Source organism: Streptomyces sp. NPDC048192 (assembly GCF_043202415.1).
Lineage (GTDB): Bacteria > Actinomycetota > Actinomycetes > Streptomycetales > Streptomycetaceae > Streptomyces.
In genome coordinates this window covers 58,381-83,760 of the sequence record NZ_JBIDAL010000002.1, presented here as the reverse complement: position 1 = coordinate 83,760, position 25,380 = coordinate 58,381, and the positions used below count along the sequence as shown (strand labels likewise).

The window sequence follows — 25,380 nt, the reverse complement described above, 5'->3', positions numbered from 1 at the left end:
GCGCCCGTCCCCGCACGAGCGCCCGGCGCACCCCAGAAACGAGGCACCCATGGCCACCGTCCTGTCCGTCTCCGGCAGTCCCTCCGCCTCCTCGCGCACCGGCCGCCTGCTGCACCACCTCGGCCGGCGGCTGACCGCCCAGGGCCACCGGGTGATCCCGCTGGACGTCCGCACCGTCCCGGCCGAGGCCCTGCTCGGCGCCGACTTCCGGCACCCGGCCGTCGTCGAGGCCACCGAACTGTTCGCCCGTGCCGACGGCGTCCTGATCGGCACACCCATCTACAAGGCCTCGTACTCCGGTGTCCTGAAGGCGCTGCTCGACCTGCTCCCGCAGTACGCGCTCACCGGCAAGACCGTGCTGCCGCTCGCCACTGGCGGATCCACCGCCCACGTCCTCGCCATCGACTACGCGCTGCGCCCGGTGCTGCACTCCATGGGCGCCGCCCATGTCCTGCAGGGCTGGTTCACCCTCGACAAGGACATCACGGTCGGGGAAGACGGCTCGGTGACCGTCGCCCCGGCCACCGCCGAGGCGCTGGAGCACGTGGTGGACCAGTTCTCCGCCGCCCTCGACCGTGTCCCGGCACTGGCGACGGCGAGCTGACCGCCGTGACCGCACATGTCATCGCCGACGACGCCGAGGCGCTCGCCGTCGCCGAGGCCCTGGCCGCGGAGTTCCGTGCCGGAGCGGCCGAGCGGGACGCACAGCGGCGGCTGCCCCGGGCCGAGGTGGACCGGCTGTCCGCCTCCGGGCTGCTCGCCGTCACCGTGCCCGCCGAGCACGGCGGCGCCGACGTACGCGCCACGACCCTGGCGGAGATCTTCCGGCTGCTCGGCTCGGCCGACGCGAGCCTCGCCCAGATCCCGCAGAGCCACTTCGTCTACGTCAACGTGATCCGCCGGCAGGGGACGGACGAGCAGCGGAAGTTCTTCTTCGCCGAGCTGCTGGCCGGCCGCCGGTTCGGCAACGCCCAGTCCGAGGCGGGGACCCGGCACGTCCAGGACATCCGCACCCGCCTGGAGCGGCGGTCCGACGGGTCGTACCTGCTGACCGGCGTCAAGCACTACTGCACCGGTGCCCTGTTCGCCGACTGGATCCCGGTGGCGGCCCGCGCCGAGGACGACAACCTGCACGTCGCGTACGTCTCCCGGGGCGCCCCCGGGGTGAGCGTGGCCGACGACTGGGACGGCATGGGGCAGCGGACGACGGCCAGCGGCACCGTCCGCCTGGACGCCGTACCCGTCCCCGCCGACCGGGTCCTCCCGCACCACCTCACCTTCCACGGGCCCCAGCTCCACGGCGCCTTCGCCCAGTTGCTGCACGCCGCCATCGACGCCGGCATCGCCGGGGCGGCGCTGGGGGCGGCCGCGGAGTTCGTGCGCACCAAGAGCCGGCCCTGGTTCGAGAGCGGGGCCGAGACCGCGGCCGGGGACCCGCTGCTCGCCCAGCGCTTCGGCGAACTCGCCCTGCACGTCAGGACGGCCGAGGCGCTGCTGAAGGAAGCCGCCCGCACCGTCGACACGGCCCGCGAGCACCTCACCGACGACTCGGCGGCCGAGGCGTCCATCGCGGTGGCCGCCGCCAAGGTGCGGGCCGCCGAGGCCGCGGTGGAGGTGGCGAGCGCGCTGTTCGAGGTGTCCGGCACCCGCTCGGCCCTCGACTCCCTCAACCTGCACCGCCACTGGCGCGACGCCCGCACCCACACCCTGCACGACCCGGTGCGCTGGAAGGTCCTGCACATCGGCCGGTACGTGCTCGACGGAACCCGGCCGCCCCGGCACGGTCTGCTCTGACGGACACTCGCGAACGGAGACCCACGTGTCCCTCACCTTCCACTGGTTCCTGCCCACCAACGGCGACAGCCGCCATGTCGTCGGCGGCGGCCACGGCACCCCGGCCACCGCCTCCGGCCGGGACCGGCCGCCGACGGTCGCCTACCTGAGCCAGATCGCCCGGGCCGCCGAGGACCTCGGCTTCGCGGGCGCGCTCACCCCGACGGGTGCCTGGTGCGAGGACGCGTGGCTGACCACCGCCATGGTCAGCCAGAACTCCGAGCGGCTGAAATTCCTCGTCGCGTTCCGGCCGGGCTCCGTCTCGCCGACGCTCGCCGCGCAGATGGCGTCCACCTTCCAGCGGCAGACCGGCGGACGGCTGCTGCTGAACGTGGTCACCGGCGGCGAGAGCCACGAGCAGCGGGCCTACGGCGACTTCCTCGACAAGGACGCCCGGTACCGGCGTACCGGCGAATTCCTGCACATCGTGCGCGACCTGTGGGACGGCAAGAGCGTCGACCTGCACGGGGAGCACCTGCGGGTCGAGGACGCCAGGCTGAGCCGGGCGCCCGATCCGGTGCCCGAGGTGTACTTCGGCGGTTCCTCGCCCGCGGCGGGCGAGGTCGCGGCCAGGTACGCGGACGTGTATCTGACCTGGGGGGAGCCGCCCGCCCAGGTCGCCGGGAAGGTCGCCTGGATCCGAGGGCTGGCCGCGGCACACGGCCGCGCCCTCCGCTTCGGCATCCGGCTGCACGTCATCACGCGCGACAGCTCGGCGCAGGCCTGGGCGGAGGCCGACCGGCTGCTCGACGGCTTCGACCCGGAGACGGTGCGGGCGGTGCAGGCGGGGCTCGGGCGGAGCGAGTCCGAAGGGCAGCAGCGCATGCTCGCCCTGCACGGCGGCAAGCGGGAGAACCTGGAGATCCATCCCAACCTGTGGGCCGGGATCGGCCTCGTGCGCGGTGGAGCGGGCACCGCCCTGGTCGGCAGCCACGACGAGGTCGCCGAACGGATCAAGGAGTACCACGCCCTGGGCATCGACGAGTTCGTCCTCTCCGGCTATCCGCACCTGGAGGAGGCGTACTGGTTCGGCGAGGGCGTGCTGCCCCGGCTCGCCGGGCAGGGCCTGTGGACCCATCCCGCCGGCCAGGTCCCGGCTGCTTCGGCCCAGGTGCCGTTCGCGAACTGACCGGCCTGCGCGGCCGGCCCGGCCGCACCGCGGAGCCAGGACACGAGAGCCGAACGACGCCGCCGGGGCGGTGACATGAGGTCTGCCGCCGCCCGGTCCGTGCCCGACCCGACGCCGAGGAAGTGGTCGTGGTGCCGTGTACTGCGCTGCGCATGAGTTCCCCTCGGACGCCGAGTCGGTGTGGTGGCGGCCGGAATGCGTGGCCGCGGGGGAGTGCGGCACGGTGGTCGCCGGGACGGCCGTGGTGGTGACCGCCGCCACGGCCGACGGCCACCGGAGCCGGGGGCAGGCCCGCCGTCCGTCGGGCGGCGCTCGACGCCTTCGGCCCGCACGGCCTCGCCCGTCCGGCCCAGGCGCGGGCATGCGCGGCTGTCCGCTCCGGGATCGCGAACAGGCCCTTGCCGCGCTCCCGTTCAGCCCATGGCCCCGCACCGCACCCGGCTGCGCCGGTCCACTCGTCCTGCGCCCTCGGCGCCGCGACCCGGGCGCAGGCCTCGCCTTCGCCGCGGCGGCCACGGCCGGCCACCCGGACCCAGGGTTGCCTGCGGAGGCGGTGGTGACGACCGGAGGGAGGCTCGGACACCGCCCGGCCGGCGGTCCTCGGTCAAGCGCAGCCCAGCGCTCGCAGATGTGCCGTGCGGTTCTCCGTCGTCTGCCCCTGCACCAGGAGGAACAGCGCCTCGCGGGCGAGGCGCTGGGCGCGGTGGGTCAGGGTCATCGAGCGGCCGCCTCCGGCGACCACCGCCGCCGTGGTGGCCGTACGCAGTAGCTCGTACGCCTCCGCGCGCACCGCAAGCCGTTCCGTGACCCGCTCCAGCGGTGCCGGATGGTCGGCCAGGGCATAGGCGCGCCGGCGGATGTCGGTGAGCCGGGCCGTGAGGGGAGCCGCGGTCTGCGGATCCAGCAGGGACAGGGCGGCCTGCGCGACGCCGAAGACCGCCGGGTTGGTGTGCAGGGTCCTGGCCCGGTCCACCGGCGCCCATTGCTCGTAGGGCATCCGCAGGGCCACCGCCTCCTCGGGCAGCCACAGCCCGGAAAGCTCCAGCGACACCGTGCGCGCGGCGGTGAGCGCCGCGAGACGCATCGGCTCCGAGGCCCGCAGCCCCGGCTGCTCGCGGGCTTCGGCGAACGCGAGGAGCACCTCGCCCGCCTCCGTCACACCGGCGAGGAGCATCACGTCGTTCAGCCCCCACCCGGTGTACCAGGGCACGGTTCCGTCGAACCGCCATCCGCCGCCCTCCCGGCGGACCCCCACCGGGACGCGCGGATACGACCGCACATGCGCGTACGCCACCCCGGACAGCAGCTCCCCGCGCGACAGCCGGCCCAGCAGCCGTTCCCGCACGGGTGGTTCACCCTTGGCCAGGATCCTCACCGGCGTGTGGTGCTGGGTCTGCACGAACCACGTCGAGCAGCACGCCCCGGCCAGGATCTCCGCGGTCCGACGCAGCACGTCCGGCGGCGCGCCCGAGCCGCCGTACTCGACCGGAGCGGCCACGCCGAGCAGCCCCGACCGTCTCAGCGCCTCGATGTGACTGACCGGGACTCCCTCCTGGTCGACCCGCTCGGCCTCGGGCGCGAGCAGGTCCGTGGCGAGCCGGTGGGCGCGGTCGACGAGCGGGTGCGGGGCGGTGGCTGTCATACGGAGGATTCTTTCGGAGACGGTGCGGCCTCGTCGCGCGGCCCGGCCGGTCGGGCCACGGCCCCGAAAAGCCATCGCGTGTGCTCGGCTCGTCCGGTACGGTCCCGAGCGTGTCGCCGCTGCGGGGAGTCCGACCGCTCCGCGGGCGGCCGGTCCCGGGGTTCGCCACGCTGAAAGCAGGTTTCGTCCATGGCATGTCGTATCAGTGAACTCGTGCTCGGCTGCCGCGATCCCGAGGTGCTGGCGCGGTTCTGGTGCGAGGTCCTGGACTTCGTGGTGCTCGACCGCGAAGAAGGCTGCATCGAGATCGGACCGCGCGAAGGGTTCGGCGGCCCCCAGCCGACGATCATCCTCAGCCAGAGGGACGAACCGGAGCCGGGGAAGACCCGCCTGCACATCGACGTGAACCCCACCGACCGGGACCAGGACGCCGAGCTCGAACGCCTCCTGAAGCTCGGGGCGCGCCCGGCCGACATCGGCCAGACCGGCGAGGAGCAGTGGCACGTGCTGGCCGACCCCGAGGGCAACGAGTTCTGTCTGCTCAAGGCCCGCCTCAACCCGGTCTGACGATCCTGCGTACCCGGCGCGGCCCGGGCCCGCCGGCACACGACGGCCCACCGCATCGGCGCTCGTCGCTGGAGCAGCCCGCCGTCCTAATTCCCTTGCACGGCAAGGAAGATGTGCGAGACTCCGCCGAATGACCGCTGAAACGATCACCGCGGAAGCCTCCGGCACCTTCGCACTCGGTGACCTGCCCGTTCACCGCATCGGCCTCGGAGCCATGCGGCTGACGGGCAGTGCCGCGTTCCACCTCGGCGCGCCCAGCGACCGCGCCCGCTCCATCGCCGTGCTGCGCCGGGCCGTGGAACTCGGCGTGAACCACATCGACACCGCCGCCTTCTACTTCTCCGCCACGCGCTCCGCCAACGAACTGATCAACACGGCCCTCGCCCCGTACGCCGACGACCTCGTCATCACCACCAAGGTCGGTCCCTTCCGCGACTACTACGGAGAGTGGGGCGATCCCGCCCGCCCCGACCAGCTGCGCGGTCACGTGGAGGAGAACCTGCGCCAGCTCGGGCGCGACCACCTCGACGTGGTCAACTTCCGCCGTCAGAACCAGGATTCGATCGCCGAGCACTTCGGCGTGCTCGCCGAGCTGCGCGCCGCCGGGCTGATCCGGCACCTGGGCATCTCCGGTGTCCAGCCGCGCCACCTCGCAGAGGCCCTGGAGATCGCCCCGGTGGTGTGCGTGCAGAACCGGTACGCCCTCGACCGCCCTGACCCCCTCGACGACGAGATGCTCCGCCTGTGCGGCGAGCACGGCATCGCGTTCGTGCCGTTCTACGCCGTCGCCGGCAACGCGGGAGCGCGGGCGGCGGCCGACGACCACGACGACACCGTGCGCGACATCGCCCGCGCCCACGGGGTCGGTCCCGCGCAGATCCGCATCGCCTGGACCCTGCACCAGGGCCCGCACGTCCTCGCCATCCCCGGCACCGGCAACCCCGACCACGTCGAGGAGAACATCGCCGCCGGCGCCCTGCGCCTCACCGCCGACGAACTGTCCCGCCTGAACACGCTCCACGGCCGACGAACTGACACGCCCCGGACCGCGGTATCCCGGGGTCATCCGGGGTGGCGCTGATCACTACGTCCGCCGGGGCTTGAGGCCGGGGCGCGTGTCCCGCGGCGTCGCATCGTTGCCCAGGGCTGGGCTTGGCCCAGGGCTGGTGCCTGGGCCGGAGGCGAGGCCGGGGCTTGGGCCTGGGGCGAGGCCGGGGCTTGGATGGGTCTGTGCCGATCGCGGTGCCCCGGGTCATTGGGGGTGGCGGCGGATTACGACGGCCGTCCGGGCCTGGGGCCGGGGCGCGTGTCCCGCGGCGTCGCATCGTTGCCCAGGGCTGGGGGCTTGGCCCAGGGCTGGTGCCTGGGCCGGAGGCGAGGCCGGGGCTTGGATGGGTCTGGGCCGACCGCGGTGCCCCGGGTCATTGGGGGTGGCGGCGGATTACGACGGCCGTCCGGGCCCAGGGCCAGGGCGCGTGCCCCGCGGCGATACACCCGTGCCCGGGGGATCGGATTGTGCCGACCGCGGTATCCCCGGGGCCACCCGGGGCGCAGGCTGAGCACTACGGCCGCCCGAGCCCGGCGCCAAGGCGTCTGCCCCGCGGCGACGCACCTTGCGCGGGACTGGCGCCGGCGCCGGGCGCGGGCCGGAGCCCCGATGGGCCCGGGGCCCGTACCCGTCGCCGCGCGCACCGAACCACCCGCCCCCAACCCGGCCGCCCTCCTCGGGGAAACCGCCCCTGCCCCCCGGCCCCCTCACCGGAGGTGCCCGGCAGCCTCCGGCCGGGCGGCGGCGGGCCGGTCCTTCGGACGGTGGCCCACGGGCCGGTCGGGTCGAGCCGTCCGGCGCTTTCCGCCCGCCCCTGTTCGCGCTGCTCCGTCCGCGGGCGGCGGGCACCGCGAGCGCTCCTCGCATAATGGGCGCGGGGGCACAGCCGTGCGAACGATCTGTTGACTACTATCGTGTAGACGGTCGCCCGGGCCGCCAGACCAAGACGGGGTGAGGGACGTTCCATGACCGAGGCTAAGGACGAGCGCCGGCCGGCCGGTGAGCTCGAGGCGAGCGTCATGGCCGCGCTCTGGGCCGCCGGCGCCCCGCAGACGGCTGGCCAGGTGCAGCGCAGCCTCGGCGCCGACCTGGCCCGCACGACGGTGACCACGATCCTCACCCGCCTGTACGACAAGGGCGTCGTCGAGCGGCACCGCCAAGGCCGCGGATACGCCTACCTCGCGGTCCGCGACGTGCAGGACGCCCACGGTCTCACCGCCCGCCGCATGCACAGCGAGCTGGACCGGGACAGCGACCGCGAGACCGTCCTCGCCCGGTTCGTCGCCCAGCTGAGCCCCGACGACGAACGCATCCTGCGGGACCTGCTCGAAGCCGGCGAATGATGACCGCACTGCTCCTGCTGCCCCTGCTGCTGCCGTTCGCCCTGCCGGCGCTGGCCCGCCGGGCCCTGGGCCGGCTCACCCCGGTCGCCGCGCTGTGGGCCGTCACCGTCTGCGCGGTCGTCCTCGCCGGCTGCTCGCTGGCCGCGCTCGGCTCGTTCATGCTCATCGGGCTGCTCAAGGTCCCGCTCTTCGCGGCGGTCGGCGAGCTGATCCACCCGCTGCGCACCGCCTCCGATGTCGTCGTGCTGCCGGCCGCCGCGACCTCCGTCGGCGCCCTCGCGGTCTGCGGCTGGACCCTCGTGCGCTCGGTGCTGCGCCAGACCCGCGCCTTCCGCGCCGCTCAGGCAGAGGCCGGGCGCCGGCCCGCGGCCGGTGATCTGTGTGTGGTGGACTCGGCCCGTCCGGACGCCTACGCACTGCCCGGCCGTCCGCACCGCATAGTCGTCACCACCGCCATGCTGCGCAGCCTGGACGGCTCCGAGCGGGAGGTGCTGTTCGCGCACGAGCGGGCCCACAACGACGGCCGCCACCACTACTTCCTCGCCGCCGCCGAACTCGCCGCGCACTGCCATCCGGCGCTGCGTCCGGTCCGGGACACGATCCGCCTCGCCGCCGAGCGCGTCGCCGACGAGGCCGCCGCCGCCAGCGTCGGCGACCGGCGCCTGACCGCCCGCGCCGTCGCGCGCGCGGCCCTCGCCGGCCAGGGCGCCGGCGCCGAGCGCCCCGGCTTCGTGCCGGCCGCGACCACCGGTCCCGTTCCGCAGCGCGTCCAGGCCCTGCTGGCCGCCCCCCTCGTACCGCGGGCCGGCCGTGCGATCGCCGCCCTGCTGATCACCTGCACGGCCGTCTCCTGCACGGCCTCCGTCGCCGGACTCGCCGACGTCCACCACCGCGTGGAGATCGCCCAGGGCGACGAGGCTCCCTGAGCCGAGACGCCCGCCCTGCACCAGATCCCGGACGCCCGCCCTGCACCAGATCCCGGACGCCTGCCCTGCACCAGATCCCGGACGCCTGCCCTGCACCAGATCCCGGACGCCTGCCCTGCACCAGATCCCGGACGCCCGCCCTGCACCAGATCCCGGACGCCCGCCCCGCACCAGATCCCGGACGCCTGCCCTGCACCAGATCCCGGACGCCCGCCCTGCACCAGATCCCGGACGCCTGCCCTGCACCAGGTCCCGGACGCCTGCCCTGCACCAGATCCCGGACGCCCGCCCTGCACCAGATTCCGGACGCCTGCCCTGCACCAGATCCCGGACGCCCGCCCTGCACCAGATCCCGGACGCCCGCCCCGCACCAGATCTCCACCGGCTTCTCGCCACCAACCAGGCAATGCGCGTAGACCAGGACTGGCGCGCACACGCGTTTTACGTATAACCTCACCCGCTAACCACCCCCACCGGAAGGTCCCGATGCGACGCGTCGCCCTGGTCACCCTCGTCGTCGACGACTATGACGACGCCATTCGCTTCTACACCGAGGCCCTGGGTTTCCGGCTCGCCGAGGACGCCCCGCGTCCCGACGGCTCCCGCTGGGTCGTCGTGGAGCCCGGCGGCGCCGCCGGCACCGGTCTGCTGCTGGCCCGCGCCAAGGACGACACCCAGCGGTCACGGGTCGGCGACCAGACCGGCGGCCGCGTCGGGTTCTTCCTGCACACCGACGACTTCGCCCGCGACCACGCCCGGATGACCGCGGCCGGCGTGGCCTTCCTGGAGGAGCCACGGCACGAGCCGTACGGCATCGTCGCCGTCTTCCAGGACCTCTACGGCAACCGCTGGGACCTGCTGCAGCCCGCCGGCTGACTCCTTCCCACCGCTTCGAACCGCCTGCTCAAGGAAAGACCCGCCATGACTACTACGCGCGTAGACACCGATGTGATCCGCCGCCTCCCCAAGGCCGTGCTGCACGACCACCTCGACGGCGGCCTGCGCCCCGCCACCCTCGTGGAACTGGCGGCCGAGGTCGGTCACACCCTGCCCGCCACCGATCCCGGCGAACTGGCCGCCTGGTTCTTCGAGGCCGCCAACTCCGGCGACCTGGTGCGGTACATAGCCACCTTCGAGCACACCCTCGCCGTCATGCAGACCCGTGAGGGCCTGCTGCGCACCGCCGAGGAGTACGTGCTGGACCTCGCCGCCGACGGTGTCGTCTACGCCGAGGTGCGCTACGCCCCCGAGCTGAACACCCGGGGCGGGCTGTCGATGCGCGAAGTCGTGGAGACCGTCCAGGAGGGGCTCGCCGCCGGCATGGCCAAGGCGGCCGCCGCCGGCACTCCCGTCCGGGTCGGCACGCTCCTGTGCGGGATGCGGATGTTCGACCGCGTGCGTGAGGCCGCCGACCTGGCCGTCGCCTACCGCGACGCCGGGGTCGTCGGCTTCGACATCGCCGGCGCCGAGGACGGCTTCCCGCCCGCCGACCACCTCGAGGCCTTCGAGCACCTGCGCCGCGAGAGCGTGCCCTTCACCATCCACGCCGGCGAGGCGCACGGCCTGCCCAGCATCCACCAGGCCCTTCAGGTGTGCGGCGCCCAGCGCATCGGCCACGGGGTGCGCCTGACCGAGGACATCGTGGACGGCAAGCTCGGCCGGCTCGCCTCCTGGGTGCGCGACCGCCGGATCGCCCTGGAGATGTGCCCCACCTCCAACCTGCAGACCGGCTGCGCCACCTCGATCGCCGAGCACCCGATCACGGCCCTGAAGGACCTCGGGTTCCGGGTCACCCTCAACACCGACAACCGGCTGGTGTCGGGCACGACGATGACCCGGGAGATGTCCCTGCTGGTCGAGGAGGCCGGCTGGAGCGTCGAGGACCTGCGCACGGTCACGGTGAACGCCGTCAAGAGCGCGTTCCTCCCGTTCGACGAGCGCAAGGCCCTCATCGAGGACGTCGTCCTGCCGGGCTACGCGGCCGCGCTCTGAACGAGCCCCCTGAGGTAGGCGGCCTGTCCGACGTGCTGAAGGTCGTCGGACAGGACGCTCACCAGTCGCACGCCCAGGCTCACCGGCGGATCCCAGCGCTCGTCCACGATCCGCTCCAGATCCTTGGCGGCCAGTGAGCGCAGCGCGCCGAGCGTCTGCTCGTGCACGGCGTCGTAGTACCCGGTGAGCAGGTCGGCCGACTCGACCCGCACCTTCGCGACCTTCGCGGGACTGTGCCCGTACCCGGTGTCGTGCCGGGGCAGGTCGAGGCCGAAGCGCTTCTCCCAGCCCTGGCTCAGCCACACCTGGTCGAGGTCGAACGCGTCGGCGACGTGGTCGTCCTGCACCCGGGTGAGATGCCAGACGAGCCAGGCGATGGAGTTGGCGTCGGGCGCCGGACGGTGGTGCAGCGCGTCCGGGCCGAGGCCGTCGAGGGCGGCATGGACTTCTTCCTGGATGCGGCCGTAGCCGTCGATGAGGATGTCCTTGGCATGCATACCGTCCACCATCCCAAACAGCGGGCGGTCACGCGCCCGGAATCCGGCCGAGGTCCGCTGTGCGGCGGGCGGACGTCAGCAGGAGGGCTGGGCACCCTCTCGCGGTAGGAGGCCCCCTGTCTCGCCGGCGGTCTCCAGCAGGGTGACGAGCGCCCGGGCGGCGGGGCTGGTGGCGCGGTCCGGGGGCAGCAGCGCCACGGTCTCGTACTCCGTCTCGCCCGTGCCCTTCAGGGGCAGCGCCGTGAGGGAGGGCCGCTTGTGCCGGAAGTGCCGGGGTGCGACCGCGATCCCCAGGTTCTCGTCCACCAGGTCCAGCAGGCTGTGCACGTCGTTGACCTCCAGTGCGACCGTGCGCCGCACCCCGGCCGCGGCGAACGCGGCGTCGGTGGTGCGCCGCGGGCCCCAGTCCGGGTGGAAGTCCACGAAGACCTCGCCGGCCAGGTCCTCCGGGGTCAGCACCGCCCCGGCCGAGGCCAGCCGGTGCCCGGGATGGCACAGCACGGTCATCGGCTCGCTCGTCAGCGACACCGAACGCAGCTGGTCGCTGTCCGCCTGGGTGCGGTAGGCGAAGGCCAGGTCGAGCCGGCCGGCACCGACCTCCTCGGCCAGCGCGCCCGAGCCGGCCTGCCGCAGCCGGATCTCCACGTCCGGGTGCCGGCCCCGGAACGCGGCCAGCAGCCGGGCGACGTGCACCCCGGCGATGCACTGCTCGGTGCCGAGGGCCAGCGTGCCGCGCAGCACGCCCTGCACCGCCGCCACCGCCTCGTGCGCGGCGCGCACCTGCGCCAGGATCCGCTCGGCCTCCCCCAGCAGCGCCCGCCCCGCCTCCGTGAGCGTGACCCGGCGGGTGGTGCGCACGAACAACGGCGCCCGCAGCTCGCGCTCCAGCGCCCGGATGGACGCCGACAGGCCCGACTGGGACACCATGAGACGTTCGGCGGCCCGGGTGAAATGCTGGTCCTCGGCGACGGCGACGAAGTGCTGGAGATGGCGCAGTTCCATGATTGAGAAGCCTAGCCGCACAATTCCATCGGATTCTTCTGTTGGACCGCTGCCCGGCCCGCGGGGAAGAGTGGGACCGGCGACCGGGAGCCCGCCGCTCCCGGGAGCCGGGAACACCGTGTGCCAACCCCTCTGGAGTCGCGTTGTACACCGCACACCCCGACCGCTACGCCGACATGCCCTACCGGCGCACCGGACGCAGCGGACTGAAGCTCCCCGCGCTGTCCCTCGGCCTGTGGCACAACTTCGGCCCGGACCGGCCTGTCGAGACCCAGCGGGCGATCCTGCGCCGCGCCTTCGACCTGGGCGTCACCCACTTCGACCTCGCCAACAACTACGGCCCGCCGCCCGGCGCCGCCGAGTCCGCGCTCGGTGAGGCGCTGAGGGCCGACTTCGGGCCGTACCGCGACGAGCTGGTCATCTCCACCAAGGCCGGCTACCTGATGTGGCCCGGCCCCTACGGCGAATGGGGCTCGCGCAAGTACCTGCTCTCCTCCCTGGACCAGAGCCTCGCCCGGATGGGCCTGGACTACGTCGACATCTTCTACTCGCACCGCCCCGACCCGGACACTCCGCTGGAGGAGACGATGGGCGCCCTGCACACCGCGGTGCAGCAGGGCAAGGCGCTGTACGTCGGCGTCTCCAACTACTCGGCGCAGCAGACCCGCGAGGCCGCCCGCATCCTCGCCGAGCTCGGCACCCCGCTCCTCATCCACCAGCCGCGCTACTCGATGCTCGACCGGCGCCCCGAGGACGAGGGCCTGCTCGACGCCCTGGACGAACTCCAGGTCGGCTCCATCGTCTACTCCCCGCTGGAGCAGGGCCTGCTGACCGGGCGCTACCTGGACGGCATCCCCGAGGACTCCCGCGCCGCGAGCGACAGCCCCTTCCTGAGCAAGGACGCGGTCACCGAGGACCTGGTCGCCCGCCTGCGCGCCCTCGACGAGATCGCCGCCTCCCGCGGCCAGACCCTGGCCCAGCTGGCCCTCGCCTGGGTGCTGCGCGGCGGCCGGGTCACCTCCGCACTGGTCGGCGCGAGCAGCCCGCGGCAACTTGAGGACAGCGTCGGCGCCCTCGGCAACCTGGACTTCGACGCCGACGAACTCGCGCGGATCGACGCGATCGTGAAGGACTGAGCCGCCGGACCGGCGGGCGGGGGGAGGTGAGCCGCTCGCTCGCCTCCCCCCGGCCGTTCACCGCCGGACCGGCCGTGTCAGGCCGTCGCCGGCACCCGGTCGAGAAAGCCCAGCACCTGCCGGATGCGGCCCTCGTCGTCCAGGGTGACGACGTCGAACCCGGCCACGGGCGCCGAGCCGTCGGCCTCGTTGACCAGCTCCCAGCCGAAGCGCGCGGTGTCGTGGTGCCCGTCCACCGCGCCGAGCGGGCGGAAGACGAACCCGGGAAACTGCTCGTGGGCCGCCGCGATCACGGCCGCGATGCCGTCGTGGCCGCGGACGTCGGCGAGCGGGTCGGTGTAGCCGCCGTCGGCGGTCCAGGCGGCGGCGACCGCCTTCTTCAGCGCCTCCGGCTCGGTGGCGTTCCAGGCCTCGAAGTAACGGGCGGCGGCGTTCTCGTAACGTTCGGTGTTCACGGACATGCTGCATCAGCCTCCATCGAGGTCGTAACCGCTGGTCGGACCCGGATCCGTGGCGTCGCCGATCCGGTGTGACCACCATGCCGGAGCACCGGGGAGCGGGTCGATTACCTGCCGGGTAATGGCCACGGCCCCTAACTCCCGCCGCATTCCGGCCAGAACGGGCGGTGAATATGCCAACAGACTGGCCGGAAACTCGTGGTGACAGTGTTTCGGCCGTGGCGATACTCGAACAACAGGGGCACTTCACCGCACAGGAGCCGCACGGAGAGCGAGGGCCGGACCGGCAGCAGCGAGGCGACGGGGGAGTGGGACGTGCACGACGAATTCCTGTGCCATGTCACGGCGTACGGCATGTGCGACGGCCGGCGCATCGGGGTACCGCTCGGCACCTATCGCGCGCCGACGCTGGCCCTGGCCCTGTGGTGGCTGCGCGACCGCGCCTCCTGGATCGCCGAACGCCTGGATCCGAGCCCGGAGGACCCCGCCTTCCCTGCGGGCTCGCTGGTGCCGGTCGCCGGCACGGTGGCCGACGTGCCCGCCCTGCTGCGCGCCTGGTGCGCCGATGACGCCTGGCAGGAGCGGGTGGCCGAGGAGCTGGCCGGCGGGCGGCTGGTGCGGATCGCCGCCAGCGACGACACCACCGAGTACGAACTGCTCGCCGAGTCCGTCGACGCGCTGCGCATGCAGCGCACCCTGCCGGCGCTCGTCGTACCCGTCGCCTGACACGTGTACGCCGCCGCCGCTTCCCCCCGGACCCCGGAAGGGACTCGGGCGCAAAACCGGGTGAATCGGTAGAATTCTGGCCATGACGGAGCGGCCGGTCGCCTTCACGGCGCCCGAACTCCTCGTGGAGACCGACACGGGCTCCACGGTGATGAGCCCGGGCCACGACTACCACGTCGGACGCGACCCGCTCAGCGACATCGTCCTCGACGACGCCCGGGTCTCGTGGCACCACGCCGTGCTGCGCTGCGACCGCGACCGCTGGACGCTGAAGGACCAGCACAGCACCAACGGCACCTACGCCGACGGCCACCGGGTCGACGAGTGGGGCGTGCACCCCGGCAGCGTCATCCGTTTCGGCAACCCCACCGACGGCCCCCGCGCCGTCCTCACCGGCGCCCCGCCGCCCGCCCCCGGCCGTCCCTCCGCGGTGTCGCAGCCGCTGCTGACCGGCACCTTCCGCCGGCCCAGCAGCGTCCGCCCGCTGCCCGTGCGCTCGGCGCGCATCGGCCGGGCCGCCGACAACGACCTCGTGGTGGACGACCTGGTCGTCTCCCGCCGCCACGCCGAACTGCGCGCCCACCCCGACGGCACGTACGAGATCGTCGACCTCGGCAGCCACAACGGCACCTACCTCAACGGCCGGCCCGTCACCCGCGCCCCCATCCGCCCCGGCGACGTCGTCGGCATCGGCCACTTCGCCTTCAGCCTGGTCGGCGACGAACTCCAGGAGTACGTCGACACCGGCGAGATCTCCCTCGACGTCCAGGACCTCACCGTCGCCGTCGACGGCGGCCGGAAGGTGCTCCTCGACCACGTGTCCTTCCCGGTGCCTCAGAAGTGCCTGCTCGCCGTGGTCGGACCGAGCGGCGCCGGAAAGTCCACGCTGCTCAACGCCCTGACCGGGCAGCGCCCCGCCGACCGGGGCACCGTCCTGTACGACGGCCGCGACCTCTACCGCGACTACGCCGAACTGCGCCAGCGCATCGGACTCGTCCCGCAGGACGACATCCTGCACCCCCAGCTCACCGTGCGCGCCGCGCTGTCGTACGCCGCCGAACTGCGCTTCCCCGAGGACACCGCCCGGACCGAGCGGCGCGCCCGGGTGGACGAGGTCGTCCGGGAGCTGGGCCTCGAGCAGCGCGCGGACCAGCCCGTGCACAGCCTCTCCGGCGGCCAGCGCAAGCGGGTCAGCGTGGCCCTTGAACTGCTCACCAAACCGTCCCTGCTCTTCCTGGACGAGCCGACCTCCGGACTCGACCCCGGCATGGACCGGTCGGTCATGCACATGCTGCGCGGCCTCGCCGACGACGGCCGCACCGTCATCGTGGTCACCCACAGCGTCCTCAGCCTCGGCGTCTGCGACCGCCTGCTGGTGCTCGCCCCCGGCGGCAAGGTGGCCTACTACGGGCCGCCCGAGGACGCCCTCGCCTTCTTCGGCTTCGAGCAGTGGCCGGAGGCCTTCGAGGCCTTCGACCGGGACCCGGAACGCGACTGGGCGCGCGAGTACCGCGAGTCGCCGTTCCACCGGCACTACGTCACCGAGGCCACCACCCAGCCCCACCACCCGGGCCCCGCCCCGGTTACCCCGGCGCCGCCGCCCCACCCGCGCGGCTGGGGTGCCCAGCTCGGCACCCTGATCCGGCGGTACGCGGCCGTGCTCGCCGCCGACCGCACCTTCCTGGCCGTCATGATCGCGCTGCCGTTCGTCATGGGCGCCATGGCCCGCGCCCTGGCGGGCGGCCGGCTCGGCCGGGACACCGCGATGAACGCCCTGCTCATCCTGTGCGTCGGCGCGGTGCTGACCGGCGCCGCCAACGCGGTGCGCGAACTCGTCAAGGAACGCGTGGTCTACCGGCGGGAACGCGCCGTCGGACTGCCCCGCTCCGCCTATCTGCTGTCGAAGGTGGTGGTGCTCGGCACGGTCAGTGTCGTCCAGGCCGTCGTCCTCACCCTGGTCGCCCTACTCGGCGTCGATCTGAACAGCCCCGGCGGCAGGGGCGTCCTGCTGCCGCCGCTCGCCGAGATCGCCCTGGCCGTCGCCCTGCTCGCGTTCACCGCGATGATGCTCGGCCTGCTCGTCTCCGCGCTGGTCCGCAAGGAGGAGGTGACGATGCCGCTGCTGGTGCTGCTCGCCATCGTCCAGGTCGTGTTCTGCGGGGCCCTGCTCAAGCTGCACGGTGTGCCCGGTCTGGAGCAGCTGTCCTGGCTGGTGCCCTCCCGCTGGGCGCTCGGCGCCATGGCCGGCACGGTCGGACTCTCCGGGACCGTCCCCGGCAAGCTCACCGCCGACCCCCTCTTCCGCCACTCGACGGGCGTCTGGCTGCTCGATCTGGCCATGCTGGTGGTGCTCTCCGTCCTCTACGGGCTCGTCGTCGCACGGCTGCTGCGCCGGCAGGAGCCCGCCGTGATGCGGAAGTAGCGGAAGCAGGCGAACGCGATGACCCCCACGCGGAAGCAGGCGCCCCGATGAGCAAGGCGACCGGTCCCGGATTCCGGCCCACGCACGTGGTGCCGCGGCACGGCATGCCCGCCTGGGAGGCCCCCGACCCGGCCCGGCCCACCGTGCCCCTCGACCCGCTGCTGCCCGTCGAACTCGTGGAGCGGCGCGGCGACTGGGGACACGTCCGCTGTTCCAACGGCTGGGCCGCCTGGGTCGACGGCCGCCGCCTCGTCGCCGTACCCGACGACCCGCCCACCGCCGACGGCCCGGCCGCCACGGCCGCCGACCCGCGCCCGCTGCTCGCCCGCGCCGGACAGGCCCTGGCCGACTACCGGTCCGCCGTGGAGGGGCTGGCCGCCGGCGCCCTGGACGGCGAGGACTTCGCCGACCGCACCGCCGGCCTGCGTATCGGCCTCGTCGTCGACGGCGAGTCGATGTGGCTGTACGACCCCGAGGAAGGCCGCTGGGTCTACGGCGACGGACGGCGGCTGACCACCTACGCCACCGACCGGCGGGTCACCGGCGCGGAGGACGCCGGGCACGCCCCGACCCGGGTGGTCGCGCCCGAGGGCGAGCTGTGATGGCGCCGGGTGCCGGCCGGCGGATCGCGGGCTACCTCATCGAGAGCGAGATCGGGCGCGGCGGCATGGCCGTCGTCTACCGCGCCCGCGACCTGCGGCTGGAGCGCACGGTCGCCCTGAAACTGCTCGCCCCCGAACTCGCCCGCAACGACACCTTCCGCAAGCGGTTCACCCACGAGTCCCAGGTGGCCGCCGCCATCGACCACCCGCACATCGTGCCGGTCTTCGAGGCGGGCGAGACGGACGGGGTCCTCTACATCGCCATGCGGTACGTCGCCGGAAGCGATCTGCGCCGCCTGCTCGACCTGCGCGGACCGCTGCCCCTGCCGGACGCGGTGCGGATCGCCGCGCAGGTGGCCTCCGCCCTCGACGCCGCCCACGACCACGGGCTGGTGCACCGGGACGTCAAGCCCGGCAACATCCTGATCGCCCAGGGCATCGACAGCGACCACCCCGAGCACGTGTACCTCACCGACTTCGGGCTCACCAAGAAGTCGCTGTCGCTGACCGGGTTCACGAGCGTGGGCCAGTTCGTGGGCACCCTCGACTACGTGGCCCCCGAGCAGATCTCCGGGCGCCCGGTCGACGGCCGGTGCGACGTCTACAGCCTGGCCTGCGTCGTGTACGAGAGCATCGCCGGCCGCCCCCCGTTCCTGCGCGACGACGACATGGCCCTGCTCTGGGCGCACCAGTACGACGAGCCGACCCCGCCGAGCCGGGCGCGCCCCGGTCTCCCCGCCGGGGCCGACGCGGTCTTCGCCAAGGCCCTCGCCAAGAGCCCCGACGCCCGCTACCCCACGTGCCTCGACTTCGTCACCGCCCTGCGGTCCGTCACGGACACCACCCGCCCGGCCGCGTCGCACCCGGCACAGGCGCCCGGCACACAGACGGACCACGCGGTGGCCGCACCGGCACCGGACCAGCCGGGGGCCGGGCCATCGCCGGACCGCGCGACGGCAGGCCCGCGTCGTCCGGACCGTCCGACGTCCGGCCGCACAGAACCTGCCGCGGTGCCGACCGGGGCCCCGGGCCCACCGCACTGGGCCGGGCCGGTGTTCCCCACCTGACGCCACCCACGCGCACAAGCGCCACCCGCCTCGCCCATGCCCCGCCCGCCATGCTCGGCACCGGTCCGTCTCGCGCAAGGCTCGTTTTCCTCGCCTGACACCAGTCACCGCGCCCAGGACTCGTCGGCCTCGCGTGAAACGGGTCGCCCCGGTCAGGACGCCCCGCTCGCCTGGCACCGGCCCGCCCCGCCCGGGACCGGTCCGTCTCGCGCAAGGCTCGTTTTCCTCGCCTGACACCAGTCACCGCGCCCAGGACTCGTCGGCCTCGCCTGAAACGGGTCCGCCCCGGTCAGGACTCGCCCCGCTCGTCTGGGCCCCGGCCCGCCACGCCCGTCGCCCGCCCGCCCCGCCTGGGACCGGTTCGCCTCGGCTAAGGGCCGTCCACCTCGCCGAGCCTGCGTACCCCCTTGGCCAGCAGGCCGCCCAGGAAGCCGGCGGCCAGTCCCCACAGGGCGCCCAGGCCCACCGCCTGCCACAGCCGGGGTCTGAGGAACAGCTCGCCGGACAGGCCGCCGCCGAGGTCCCCGATGCCGAGCAGGGAGAGGCCGTAGTGGGCCGAGACTCGGCCGGTCAGGCAGATCATCAGGACCGCCAGCGCCAGCGCCACCGCCAGATGGACGGCGTGCTGCCACAGCCGGATGCGGGCCGGTGAGCGGGCCGCCATCCGGAAGGCCACGGCCAGCAGCAGGATCGCGTCCACGGCGATCAGCCACCACCAGCGGCCGTCGTACGCGGTGAGCGAGCGCAGATTCAGTTCGGAGACGTCCGGTGTGCGCAGAAGCACGTCCAGGACGTGCGGCATCGGCAGACCGAACGGGCCGTCCACCCGGCCGTTCCAGGTGGCGCCCAGGCCGATGGTGAGGGCCAGCCAGGCCAGATTGGGCAGCCCCAGCAGGATCACGGCGAAGGTCGCCGGGGCGTGCCCGCGGGTCGCCGCCGTGACCAGCGCGGCGACGAGGGCGACGACGACATAGGCGAGCAGCAGGACCACCGTCGCGTGCGCCGCCGGACGCACCGACTCCTGGCAGCGCAGCAGCCGCCCCGGCAGTGGCGCCCCGCGCGCCACCAGCAGCGCCAGCAGCAGCACCCCGGCCAGCCACAGCAGGCCGAACAGCACCGTCAGCGGCACGTCCGTGGTGAACCCGACACGGGGCGCCGAGTCGAACAGCCCGGTGAGATCGCTGAGGGTGCCGTTGCCCACGTCGACGGCGAAGGTCTGCCGGGCGCCGAGGGCCAGCCCGATCAGCGCGAGCAGCCACAGCACCGCGATCCGGGCGGCCCAGCCGGCCAGTTCCCGGGCCGACGCCACCGCCCGGTGCCGCAGCGGACGCAGGAAGCCCGCGCCGATCACCAGGGCGCCGACCAGGGTGACCGACAACGGGATCACGGTCAGCCCGGCCCGCGTCTGCGCCAGCACGCCCGCGTTGCCCGCCAGGTCCACACTGCCGCCGACCGACGTGACCAGGGTCGCGGCCACCACGCGCGGGAAGGCGGCGTCCGGCAGGCCGGTCGCCCCCGCCGCCCACAGTCCGAGCGCCGCCGCCAGCGCCATGGCGGCCAGCCCGGACAGCACCGCGGCCAGGGCCTGCGCCCAGCCGTGACGGGCGGCGGGCCGCGCGGAGACGGTCGGAACGCTCACGAGGGACACGCTAGGCACCCACCGGGCGGCCCGCCCGCCGAGGGGGGCCGTCCGCGTCGGCTTGCGGCCCCCATGCCGGGACACACAATGGGATCAACGTGCAGCCGAATGCCAGCAAATGCACCCAAAAGGTTTTGACTGAGCAAGCCGCGTGTCGCACCGCGTATCGCGACGATCGCGACGGGAAGAAGTGCTCGTGAGCGCCGAACCTCCGTCTTCCGGCCGCCCGACCGGGCCGCCCTCCGGCCCGCTGGCGGGCTCCTCCCGGCCGCCCTCCGGGCCACCGCCCGCGGGACCGCCGCCCTCCGGGCCGGGCGGAGCCGGGGGGCCGCACGTGCCGTGGTGGAAGTCGGTACCGCGCGTCGCAGGCATCACCGCCGTGGTCGTGGCCGCCGTGGTCCTGGCGGTGGTCTTCACCCGTCCGGGCGGCGGCTCCTCCGCCAAGGGCGGCGAGGTCTTCCTGCAGTCCGCGGACAGCAGCGGCGAGGACCCGTTCACGGAATCGACGGCACGGCAGAGTTCCGCGCCGCCGCCGCCCTCGGCCTCCGCCGCGCCCTCCGGCCCGGCCAACGCGGTGCAGGGCGTGGACGGCGGGGCGCCCGGCCTGTACGGCGGCACCAGGAGCACGCCCGCCTGCGATGTCGGGAAGCAGGTCAGGTTCTTCCAGTCCGACCCGGCCAAGGAGAAGGCCTTCGCCTCCGTGGCCGGCGTCCAGCCGTCCGGCGTGCCCGCCTACCTGCGCTCGCTGACGCCGGTGCAACTGCGCGTCGACACCCGGGTCACCAACCACGGCTACCGCGACGGCGCCCCCACCTCCTACCAGTCGGTGCTCCAGGCGGGCACCGCCGTGCTGGTGGACGGCCACGGTGTGCCGCGCGTGCGCTGCGCCTGCGGCAACCCGCTGACCCCCCCGGTCGCCCAGAAGACCGCGCCGAAGCCGGTGGGCGCGCGCTGGCCCGCGTACCGGCCCTCGAACGTGGTGGTGGTCGTCCCCGCACCGAAGCCCGTCGACGTCTTCGTGCTCTACGACACCCACCACGACGACTGGATCCACCGCCGGCGCGGCGACCACGACTGCCGCCACGACCGGCCCGCCCCGCCGCCGAAGGCCGGGCACCCCTGGACGGCCCCGCCCCGGGCCGCGTCGCCGTCGTGCCCGCCGGGCACGAAGCACTGCCCGCCCCCGTCCGGCAAGCCGAGCCCGTCGGCGTCGTCGTCCCCGTCGGCGTCCAAGCCCTCCCCGTCGTCGCCGTCGCCGTCCCACTCCTCGCCGTCGTCGGGTCCCTCGGGTTCACCGGCGCCGTCCTCCCCGGCCTCGTCCCCGGCGTCGAAGTCTCCGGCGACGAAGCCGACGCCGTCCCCCTCCTCGGTTTCTTCCGCGTCCTCGGCCCCGTCGCCCTCGGCGTCGACGTCCGCGGAGTCCAAGCCGGCGTCGTCGCAGACGTCCTCCGCCGCGTCGCCCTCCTCGGTAAGCTCTGCCCCGGCCCCGGTGACCAGCGGGACGCCCGGCGAACCGGCGACGACCACCCCCGGTGGGGGCCGGACGGCGTGAGCCTCGCCACTGTGCGCGGTGGGCGAACGCCTCGGGGGACTGCCGGGCCCGGCTCGGGGTACGAGGACAGGTGCACCACGCGACCGGCCGGATCCGGCTTTCCGAGAGAGACAGCATGAGCAAACACCTGGGCGGGGATGTGATACCGAAGGGTTTCGACGTTCCCGTGGAACCGCTGCGCCGCGCCGCGCACTACACGGGCGAACCCGGATGCATTGCCGAGGCGCGCGACTTCGCCGCCCGCTTCCTCGAGCAGTTGCGCACCGAATGGTGCGCGGACGCCGACCGCCGCGCCGGCGGGGAGCTGCTCCTGCTCGTGAGCGAACTCGTCACCAACGCCGACCGGCACAGCAACGGTCCGTACATCCTGGAACTGGAGGGGACGGACAGCGAGGTCACGGTGTCCGTCTACGACAGCAGCTCGGCCCTTCCCCGCCGCTTCCCCAAGAACCCCGAACGCATCGGGCGGCACGGCCTGGAGATCGTGCACGCCCTCGCCTCCGAGGTCACCGCGGAGCGCGTCCCGGTGGGCAAGCGGATCCGCGCCCGCTTCCGGCTGAACCGCTGAGGCCCCGCCCTCCAGCTGAACCGCCCCGCCTCCGGGCCTCCGGCTGAACCGCTGAGGCGCCCCGCGGAACCGTCCGCTGGGGCGCCCCGTCGAAAACGGTCCTCGCCCCGGCAGGGGCCGGACCGGTGTCAGGCGCAGCCGAGTTCGCCGAGCATCCCCTCGCGCAGCCGGGTGATGATCCGCTTGATCAGCCGGGACACATGCATCTGGGAGCAGCCGAGCCGTTGCCCGATCTCCGCCTGGGTGGCCTCCTCCACGAACCGCATGTGGATGATCTGCCGGTCCCGTTCGCCGAGTTCGGCCATTAGCGGGGCGAGCGCGTGGAAGTCCTCGACGAGCCGCAGCCCTTCCTCCTCCACGCCGATGAAGTCGGCGAGCACCGCCTCGCCGTCCTCCGGTCCGTCGCCGGTGAGCGCCGCGTCGAGGGAGGCCGAGTTGTAGCCGTTCGAGGCGATCTGGGCCTCGATCACCTCGTCCTCGGTGATGTTCATGAGGGTCGCCAGCTCGGCCACCGTCGGGTCCCGGTCCAGCCGGCTGGACAGCTCCTCGCGTGCCTTGGCCAGCTCCACCCGCAGCTCCTGGAGCCGGCGCGGCACGTGCACCGCCCAGGTGGTGTCCCGGAAGAACCGCTTGATCTCACCGACGATGTACGGCAGCGCGAAGGAGGTGAACTCCACCTCGCGGGACAGCTCGAACCGGTCGATGGCCTTGATCAGGCCGATCATGCCGGTCTGGACGATGTCCTCCATGTCGTCGCCGCGGCCCCGGAACCGCCCGGCGGCGAACCGCACGAGCGACATGTTCATCTCGATCAGGGTGTTGCGCGCGTACTGGTACTCGTGCGTGCCCTCCTCCAGCTCGGTGAGCCGCTGGAAGAACTGGCGGGACAGCTCCCGCGCGTCACGCGGTGCGACGGATGCCGGGTCCGCGATGCCAGGCAGTGACCCCTCGCCCGTCCCGTCCTGCTCGGTCCTCTGGGTGACCTCTGCTTCCGACCGGATCCCGGCGGTGTTCATTACCTCTCCCACGGTAGTCACGGTTCTGCGGCTGCCGCCTGAGCGGCCTTCTGCTGTTGTACTGCTCGCCGTGTGCCCGCATACCCCCGGCCCGGCGTTGCATGCCTGACCGCGCGGTGTGCTCACCCCCCGGGTACCCCCGGTCACGTACGGCATGCATGCCGCTTCGCCCGGCGGCCGAAAACGTTCGGCGCCCGCCCGGCGGGGCGGTTTCCCTCAGGGCGCAATGCCCGCCCCTTGCCCCACGGCCACCGGTTCCTACGCTGGCAGGATGAGCAACCAGGTGAGCGACGAAGCCCGAGTCATTCCCCTGCGACCGGCGCCCGCCCGTCCTTCGGCCCCCCGGTCCGAGCCCGCGGCGGACAAGGAGCCGCTGTGGCGCGACCTGGTCGGCGGGGTGCTGCGCCGCGAGCGCCGGGCGCAGGGGCGCACCCTCAAGGAGGTGGCCGACGCGGCGCGGATCTCGCTGCCGTATCTGTCCGAGATCGAGCGCGGCCGCAAGGAGGCCTCCTCGGAGGTGCTCGCGGCCGCCGCGGACGCCCTAGGCCTGGGCCTCGGCGGACTGCTGTCCCTGGCCCACGGCGAGCTGACCCGCCGCACGGCCGCTCCCCGGCGCCGCCCGGCGGCCGCACCCCACCGCCCGTACAACGGCCTGTGCCTGGCGGCCTGAGCCCCGCAGACCTCGTGGCCGGGGCGGTTCGGCGTCCCGGCCGATGAGTTTCGCCGCGAGGACCCGTCTACATGGATGACCGCGTTCCCTCGCCCAGGAGGTCCCCATGTCCGCCGACGGTTTCACCACATGTCTCTGGTTCGACGGCCAGGCCGAGGAGGCCGCCGAGTTCTACGTCTCCGTCTTCAAGAACTCCGCCATCGGCCGCGTCGGCCGCTACAACGAGTCCGGGCCCGGCCCGGCCGGCTCCGTGATGGCCGTGGAGTTCACGGCCAACGGCCAGAAGTTCGTCGCGCTCAACGGCGGCCCCCAGTTCACGTTCAGCGAGGCCGTCTCGTTCCAGATCTTCTGCGCCGACCAGGCCGAGATCGACTACTACTGGACCGAGCTCACCGAGGACGGCGGCGAGCCCGGCCCGTGCGGCTGGCTCAAGGACAAGTACGGCCTCTCCTGGCAGGTCGTCTACGACCGGCTGATCGACATGATCGGCGACCCGGACCAGGAGAAGGCGTCGCGCACCATGAAGGCCATGATGGGCATGGGCAAGCTCGACGTCGCGGAGCTGAACAGGGCGTACGCGGGGGAGTAGCGGGCACCGGCGCTCCCCGCCGGCCGCCGGTCTCCCGTCACCCGGCCTCGGCGAGGATCTCGGCGATCACATGCCGGGAGTTCTCCGCCAGGGCCGGGTTGGTGTCCCAGTAGTACGGCAGCTGGATCAGCGCGATCGACAGCGCCCAGCCCCGCCCCCGCGCCCACTGCGCGTCGTCGGCGCCGGCGGCCCTGCGGAAGGTGTCCCGGGCCGGGGCGGGCAGCAGGTTCCAGGCGACGATCAGGTCCACGGCCGGGTCGCCGGCCCCGGCACAGCCGAAGTCGATGACCGCGCTCAGCCGGCCGTCGTCCACCAGCACGTTCCCGGGCGAGAGGTCGCCGTGGGCCCACACCGGCGGCCCGGTGTGGGCCGGGGCGCGCAGTGCCTCCTCCCACAGCGCCGTGACCGCACCGGTGTCGACGCGTCCGCCCAGTTCGGCGAGGGCGGCCCGGGTCGGCGCGTCCCGGTCGCGCAGGGCGCCGACCCGATAGCCGGCCGGCGCGCCCCGCGGATCGGCGCGGCGCAGCGCCCGCACGAAGGCCCCGAGGTCCTCGGCCAGCCGCTCGGGGTCCCGCACGGCGCCGGCAGCCGGGTTGCTTCCCGGAAGCCACCGGTAGACGGACCAGGGCCACGGGTAGTCCTCGTCCGGTTCGCCGGGGCCCACCGGCTCGGGCACGGCGACCGGCAGCAGCGGCCCGAGCCGCGGCAGCCAGCGCTGCTCCAGCCGCAGGTCCGGCACGGCGCCGGGCCGCCGGGGCAGCCGTACCAGCAGGTCGGCGCCCAGCCGGAACATGGCGTTCTCCGTCCCGGAGGACGCGAGCCGGCGGACCGGCAGGGCGGCCCACTGCGGGTACCGGCGGGCGATCAGGCGCCGGACCAGCGGAGTGCCGAGGTGGATCTCGTCCGCGTGCATCTTCGGCGGCGCCGGCGGAGTCCGGCTGTCGGAGGCAGTCATC

25 protein-coding genes are annotated in these 25,380 nt (G+C 73.9%); 18 read left to right on the top strand and 7 right to left on the bottom strand.

The genetic code is table 11. The features are described 5' to 3' along the window. Positions 1-49 precede the first annotated feature (49 nt). Genes ssuE through ACGFZN_RS03195 form a run of 3 tightly spaced genes read left to right on the top strand, consistent with a single transcriptional unit; the run spans position 50 to position 2,962 of the window. A complete protein-coding gene (gene ssuE, locus ACGFZN_RS03205; RefSeq protein ID WP_393856747.1) occupies positions 50-604 on the top strand; it encodes an NADPH-dependent FMN reductase in 555 nt (184 codons plus the stop codon). 5 nt (positions 605-609) lie between these two features. Further along, positions 610-1,794, top strand: a complete 1,185-nt coding sequence (locus ACGFZN_RS03200; RefSeq protein ID WP_393856746.1) for an SfnB family sulfur acquisition oxidoreductase — start codon at positions 610-612, stop codon at positions 1,792-1,794. A 25-nt stretch (positions 1,795-1,819) separates the two neighbouring features. After that, positions 1,820-2,962 carry an LLM class flavin-dependent oxidoreductase gene (locus ACGFZN_RS03195; RefSeq protein WP_393856745.1) on the top strand — a complete coding sequence of 381 codons (1,143 nt, stop codon included), beginning with the start codon at positions 1,820-1,822 and terminating at the stop codon, positions 2,960-2,962. A gap of 604 nt (positions 2,963-3,566) precedes the next feature. Here the strand turns inward: ACGFZN_RS03195 and ACGFZN_RS03190 are convergent. Then, positions 3,567-4,604: an acyl-CoA dehydrogenase family protein gene (locus ACGFZN_RS03190; RefSeq protein ID WP_393856744.1), complete on the bottom strand. Its 1,038-nt coding sequence runs from the start codon at positions 4,602-4,604 to the stop codon at positions 3,567-3,569. A 189-nt stretch (positions 4,605-4,793) separates the two neighbouring features. Here ACGFZN_RS03190 and ACGFZN_RS03185 point away from each other — a divergent pair, with 189 nt between their 5' ends. The 6 genes from ACGFZN_RS03185 (at position 4,794) to ACGFZN_RS03160 (ending at position 10,480) form a co-directional block, all read left to right on the top strand. After that, on the top strand, positions 4,794-5,171 hold the full coding sequence (locus tag ACGFZN_RS03185; protein WP_393856743.1) for a VOC family protein: 378 nt from the start codon (positions 4,794-4,796) through the stop codon (positions 5,169-5,171). 130 nt (positions 5,172-5,301) lie between these two features. Continuing rightward, entirely contained in the window at positions 5,302-6,252 is a 951-nt protein-coding gene (locus tag ACGFZN_RS03180) for an aldo/keto reductase (RefSeq protein WP_393856742.1), read from the top strand. A gap of 932 nt (positions 6,253-7,184) precedes the next feature. Then, positions 7,185-7,562, top strand: coding sequence for a BlaI/MecI/CopY family transcriptional regulator (locus tag ACGFZN_RS03175; RefSeq protein WP_393856741.1), 378 nt, complete (start codon positions 7,185-7,187; stop codon positions 7,560-7,562). Then, on the top strand, positions 7,562-8,488 hold the full coding sequence (locus tag ACGFZN_RS03170; protein WP_393856740.1) for a M56 family metallopeptidase: 927 nt from the start codon (positions 7,562-7,564) through the stop codon (positions 8,486-8,488). The genes ACGFZN_RS03175 and ACGFZN_RS03170 overlap by 1 nt, the downstream gene beginning before the upstream one ends. A 486-nt stretch (positions 8,489-8,974) precedes the next feature. Further along, a complete protein-coding gene (locus ACGFZN_RS03165; RefSeq protein ID WP_393856739.1) occupies positions 8,975-9,364 on the top strand; it encodes a VOC family protein in 390 nt (129 codons plus the stop codon). A gap of 45 nt (positions 9,365-9,409) precedes the next feature. Beyond that, positions 9,410-10,480: an adenosine deaminase gene (locus ACGFZN_RS03160; RefSeq protein ID WP_393856738.1), complete on the top strand. Its 1,071-nt coding sequence runs from the start codon at positions 9,410-9,412 to the stop codon at positions 10,478-10,480. On the opposite strand, the gene ACGFZN_RS03155 is transcribed toward ACGFZN_RS03160, so the two are convergent. Together ACGFZN_RS03155 and ACGFZN_RS03150 are read right to left on the bottom strand one after the other, a co-directional pair. Then, entirely contained in the window at positions 10,462-10,977 is a 516-nt protein-coding gene (locus ACGFZN_RS03155) for a DUF664 domain-containing protein (RefSeq protein ID WP_393856737.1), read from the bottom strand. The genes ACGFZN_RS03160 and ACGFZN_RS03155 overlap by 19 nt on opposite strands. A gap of 75 nt (positions 10,978-11,052) precedes the next feature. Further along, entirely contained in the window at positions 11,053-11,979 is a 927-nt protein-coding gene (locus tag ACGFZN_RS03150; RefSeq protein WP_393856736.1) for a LysR substrate-binding domain-containing protein, read from the bottom strand. A 143-nt stretch (positions 11,980-12,122) separates the two neighbouring features. Between ACGFZN_RS03150 and mgrA the strand changes: the two genes are divergently transcribed. After that, positions 12,123-13,115 (top strand): L-glyceraldehyde 3-phosphate reductase, encoded by a 993-nt coding sequence (mgrA, locus tag ACGFZN_RS03145; protein WP_393856735.1) that lies wholly within the window; start codon positions 12,123-12,125, stop codon positions 13,113-13,115. A gap of 77 nt (positions 13,116-13,192) precedes the next feature. On the opposite strand, the gene ACGFZN_RS03140 is transcribed toward mgrA, so the two are convergent. After that, entirely contained in the window at positions 13,193-13,576 is a 384-nt protein-coding gene (locus tag ACGFZN_RS03140) for a nuclear transport factor 2 family protein (RefSeq protein ID WP_393856734.1), read from the bottom strand. A 312-nt stretch (positions 13,577-13,888) separates the two neighbouring features. Between ACGFZN_RS03140 and ACGFZN_RS03135 the strand changes: the two genes are divergently transcribed. The 4 genes from ACGFZN_RS03135 (at position 13,889) to ACGFZN_RS03120 (ending at position 18,390) form a co-directional block, all read left to right on the top strand. Further along, on the top strand, positions 13,889-14,299 hold the full coding sequence (locus ACGFZN_RS03135) for a hypothetical protein (protein ID WP_393856733.1): 411 nt from the start codon (positions 13,889-13,891) through the stop codon (positions 14,297-14,299). A gap of 82 nt (positions 14,300-14,381) precedes the next feature. Beyond that, a complete protein-coding gene (locus tag ACGFZN_RS03130) occupies positions 14,382-16,721 on the top strand; it encodes an FHA domain-containing protein (protein ID WP_393856732.1) in 2,340 nt (779 codons plus the stop codon). Between the two features lie 47 nt (positions 16,722-16,768). Beyond that, the gene (locus ACGFZN_RS03125; RefSeq protein ID WP_393856731.1) at positions 16,769-17,323 is read left to right on the top strand and encodes a hypothetical protein; all 555 of its coding nucleotides are present in this window, start codon (positions 16,769-16,771) and stop codon (positions 17,321-17,323) included. Beyond that, positions 17,323-18,390 (top strand): protein kinase, encoded by a 1,068-nt coding sequence (locus ACGFZN_RS03120; RefSeq protein WP_393856730.1) that lies wholly within the window; start codon positions 17,323-17,325, stop codon positions 18,388-18,390. The genes ACGFZN_RS03125 and ACGFZN_RS03120 overlap by 1 nt, the downstream gene beginning before the upstream one ends. Before the next feature lie 370 nt (positions 18,391-18,760). Here ACGFZN_RS03120 and ACGFZN_RS03115 read toward each other — a convergent pair whose 3' ends face one another. Then, entirely contained in the window at positions 18,761-20,029 is a 1,269-nt protein-coding gene (locus ACGFZN_RS03115) for a streptophobe family protein (RefSeq protein WP_393856729.1), read from the bottom strand. A gap of 196 nt (positions 20,030-20,225) precedes the next feature. Here ACGFZN_RS03115 and ACGFZN_RS03110 point away from each other — a divergent pair, with 196 nt between their 5' ends. Both ACGFZN_RS03110 and ACGFZN_RS03105 read left to right on the top strand, forming a co-directional pair. Next, complete coding sequence (locus ACGFZN_RS03110) at positions 20,226-21,581, top strand: DUF6777 domain-containing protein (protein WP_393856728.1); 1,356 nt, start codon at positions 20,226-20,228, stop codon at positions 21,579-21,581. 115 nt (positions 21,582-21,696) lie between these two features. Next, positions 21,697-22,149: an ATP-binding protein gene (locus ACGFZN_RS03105; protein WP_393856727.1), complete on the top strand. Its 453-nt coding sequence runs from the start codon at positions 21,697-21,699 to the stop codon at positions 22,147-22,149. A gap of 128 nt (positions 22,150-22,277) precedes the next feature. Here ACGFZN_RS03105 and ACGFZN_RS03100 read toward each other — a convergent pair whose 3' ends face one another. Further along, positions 22,278-23,165, bottom strand: coding sequence for an RNA polymerase sigma factor SigF (locus ACGFZN_RS03100; protein WP_393857175.1), 888 nt, complete (start codon positions 23,163-23,165; stop codon positions 22,278-22,280). Between the two features lie 271 nt (positions 23,166-23,436). Here ACGFZN_RS03100 and ACGFZN_RS03095 point away from each other — a divergent pair, with 271 nt between their 5' ends. Beyond that, a complete protein-coding gene (locus ACGFZN_RS03095; protein WP_393856726.1) occupies positions 23,437-23,835 on the top strand; it encodes a helix-turn-helix domain-containing protein in 399 nt (132 codons plus the stop codon). Between the two features lie 106 nt (positions 23,836-23,941). After that, on the top strand, positions 23,942-24,424 hold the full coding sequence (locus tag ACGFZN_RS03090; protein ID WP_393856725.1) for a VOC family protein: 483 nt from the start codon (positions 23,942-23,944) through the stop codon (positions 24,422-24,424). A gap of 37 nt (positions 24,425-24,461) precedes the next feature. Here ACGFZN_RS03090 and ACGFZN_RS03085 read toward each other — a convergent pair whose 3' ends face one another. Continuing rightward, entirely contained in the window at positions 24,462-25,337 is an 876-nt protein-coding gene (locus tag ACGFZN_RS03085) for an aminoglycoside phosphotransferase family protein (RefSeq protein ID WP_393857174.1), read from the bottom strand. Between the last annotated feature and the right edge of the window lie 43 nt (positions 25,338-25,380).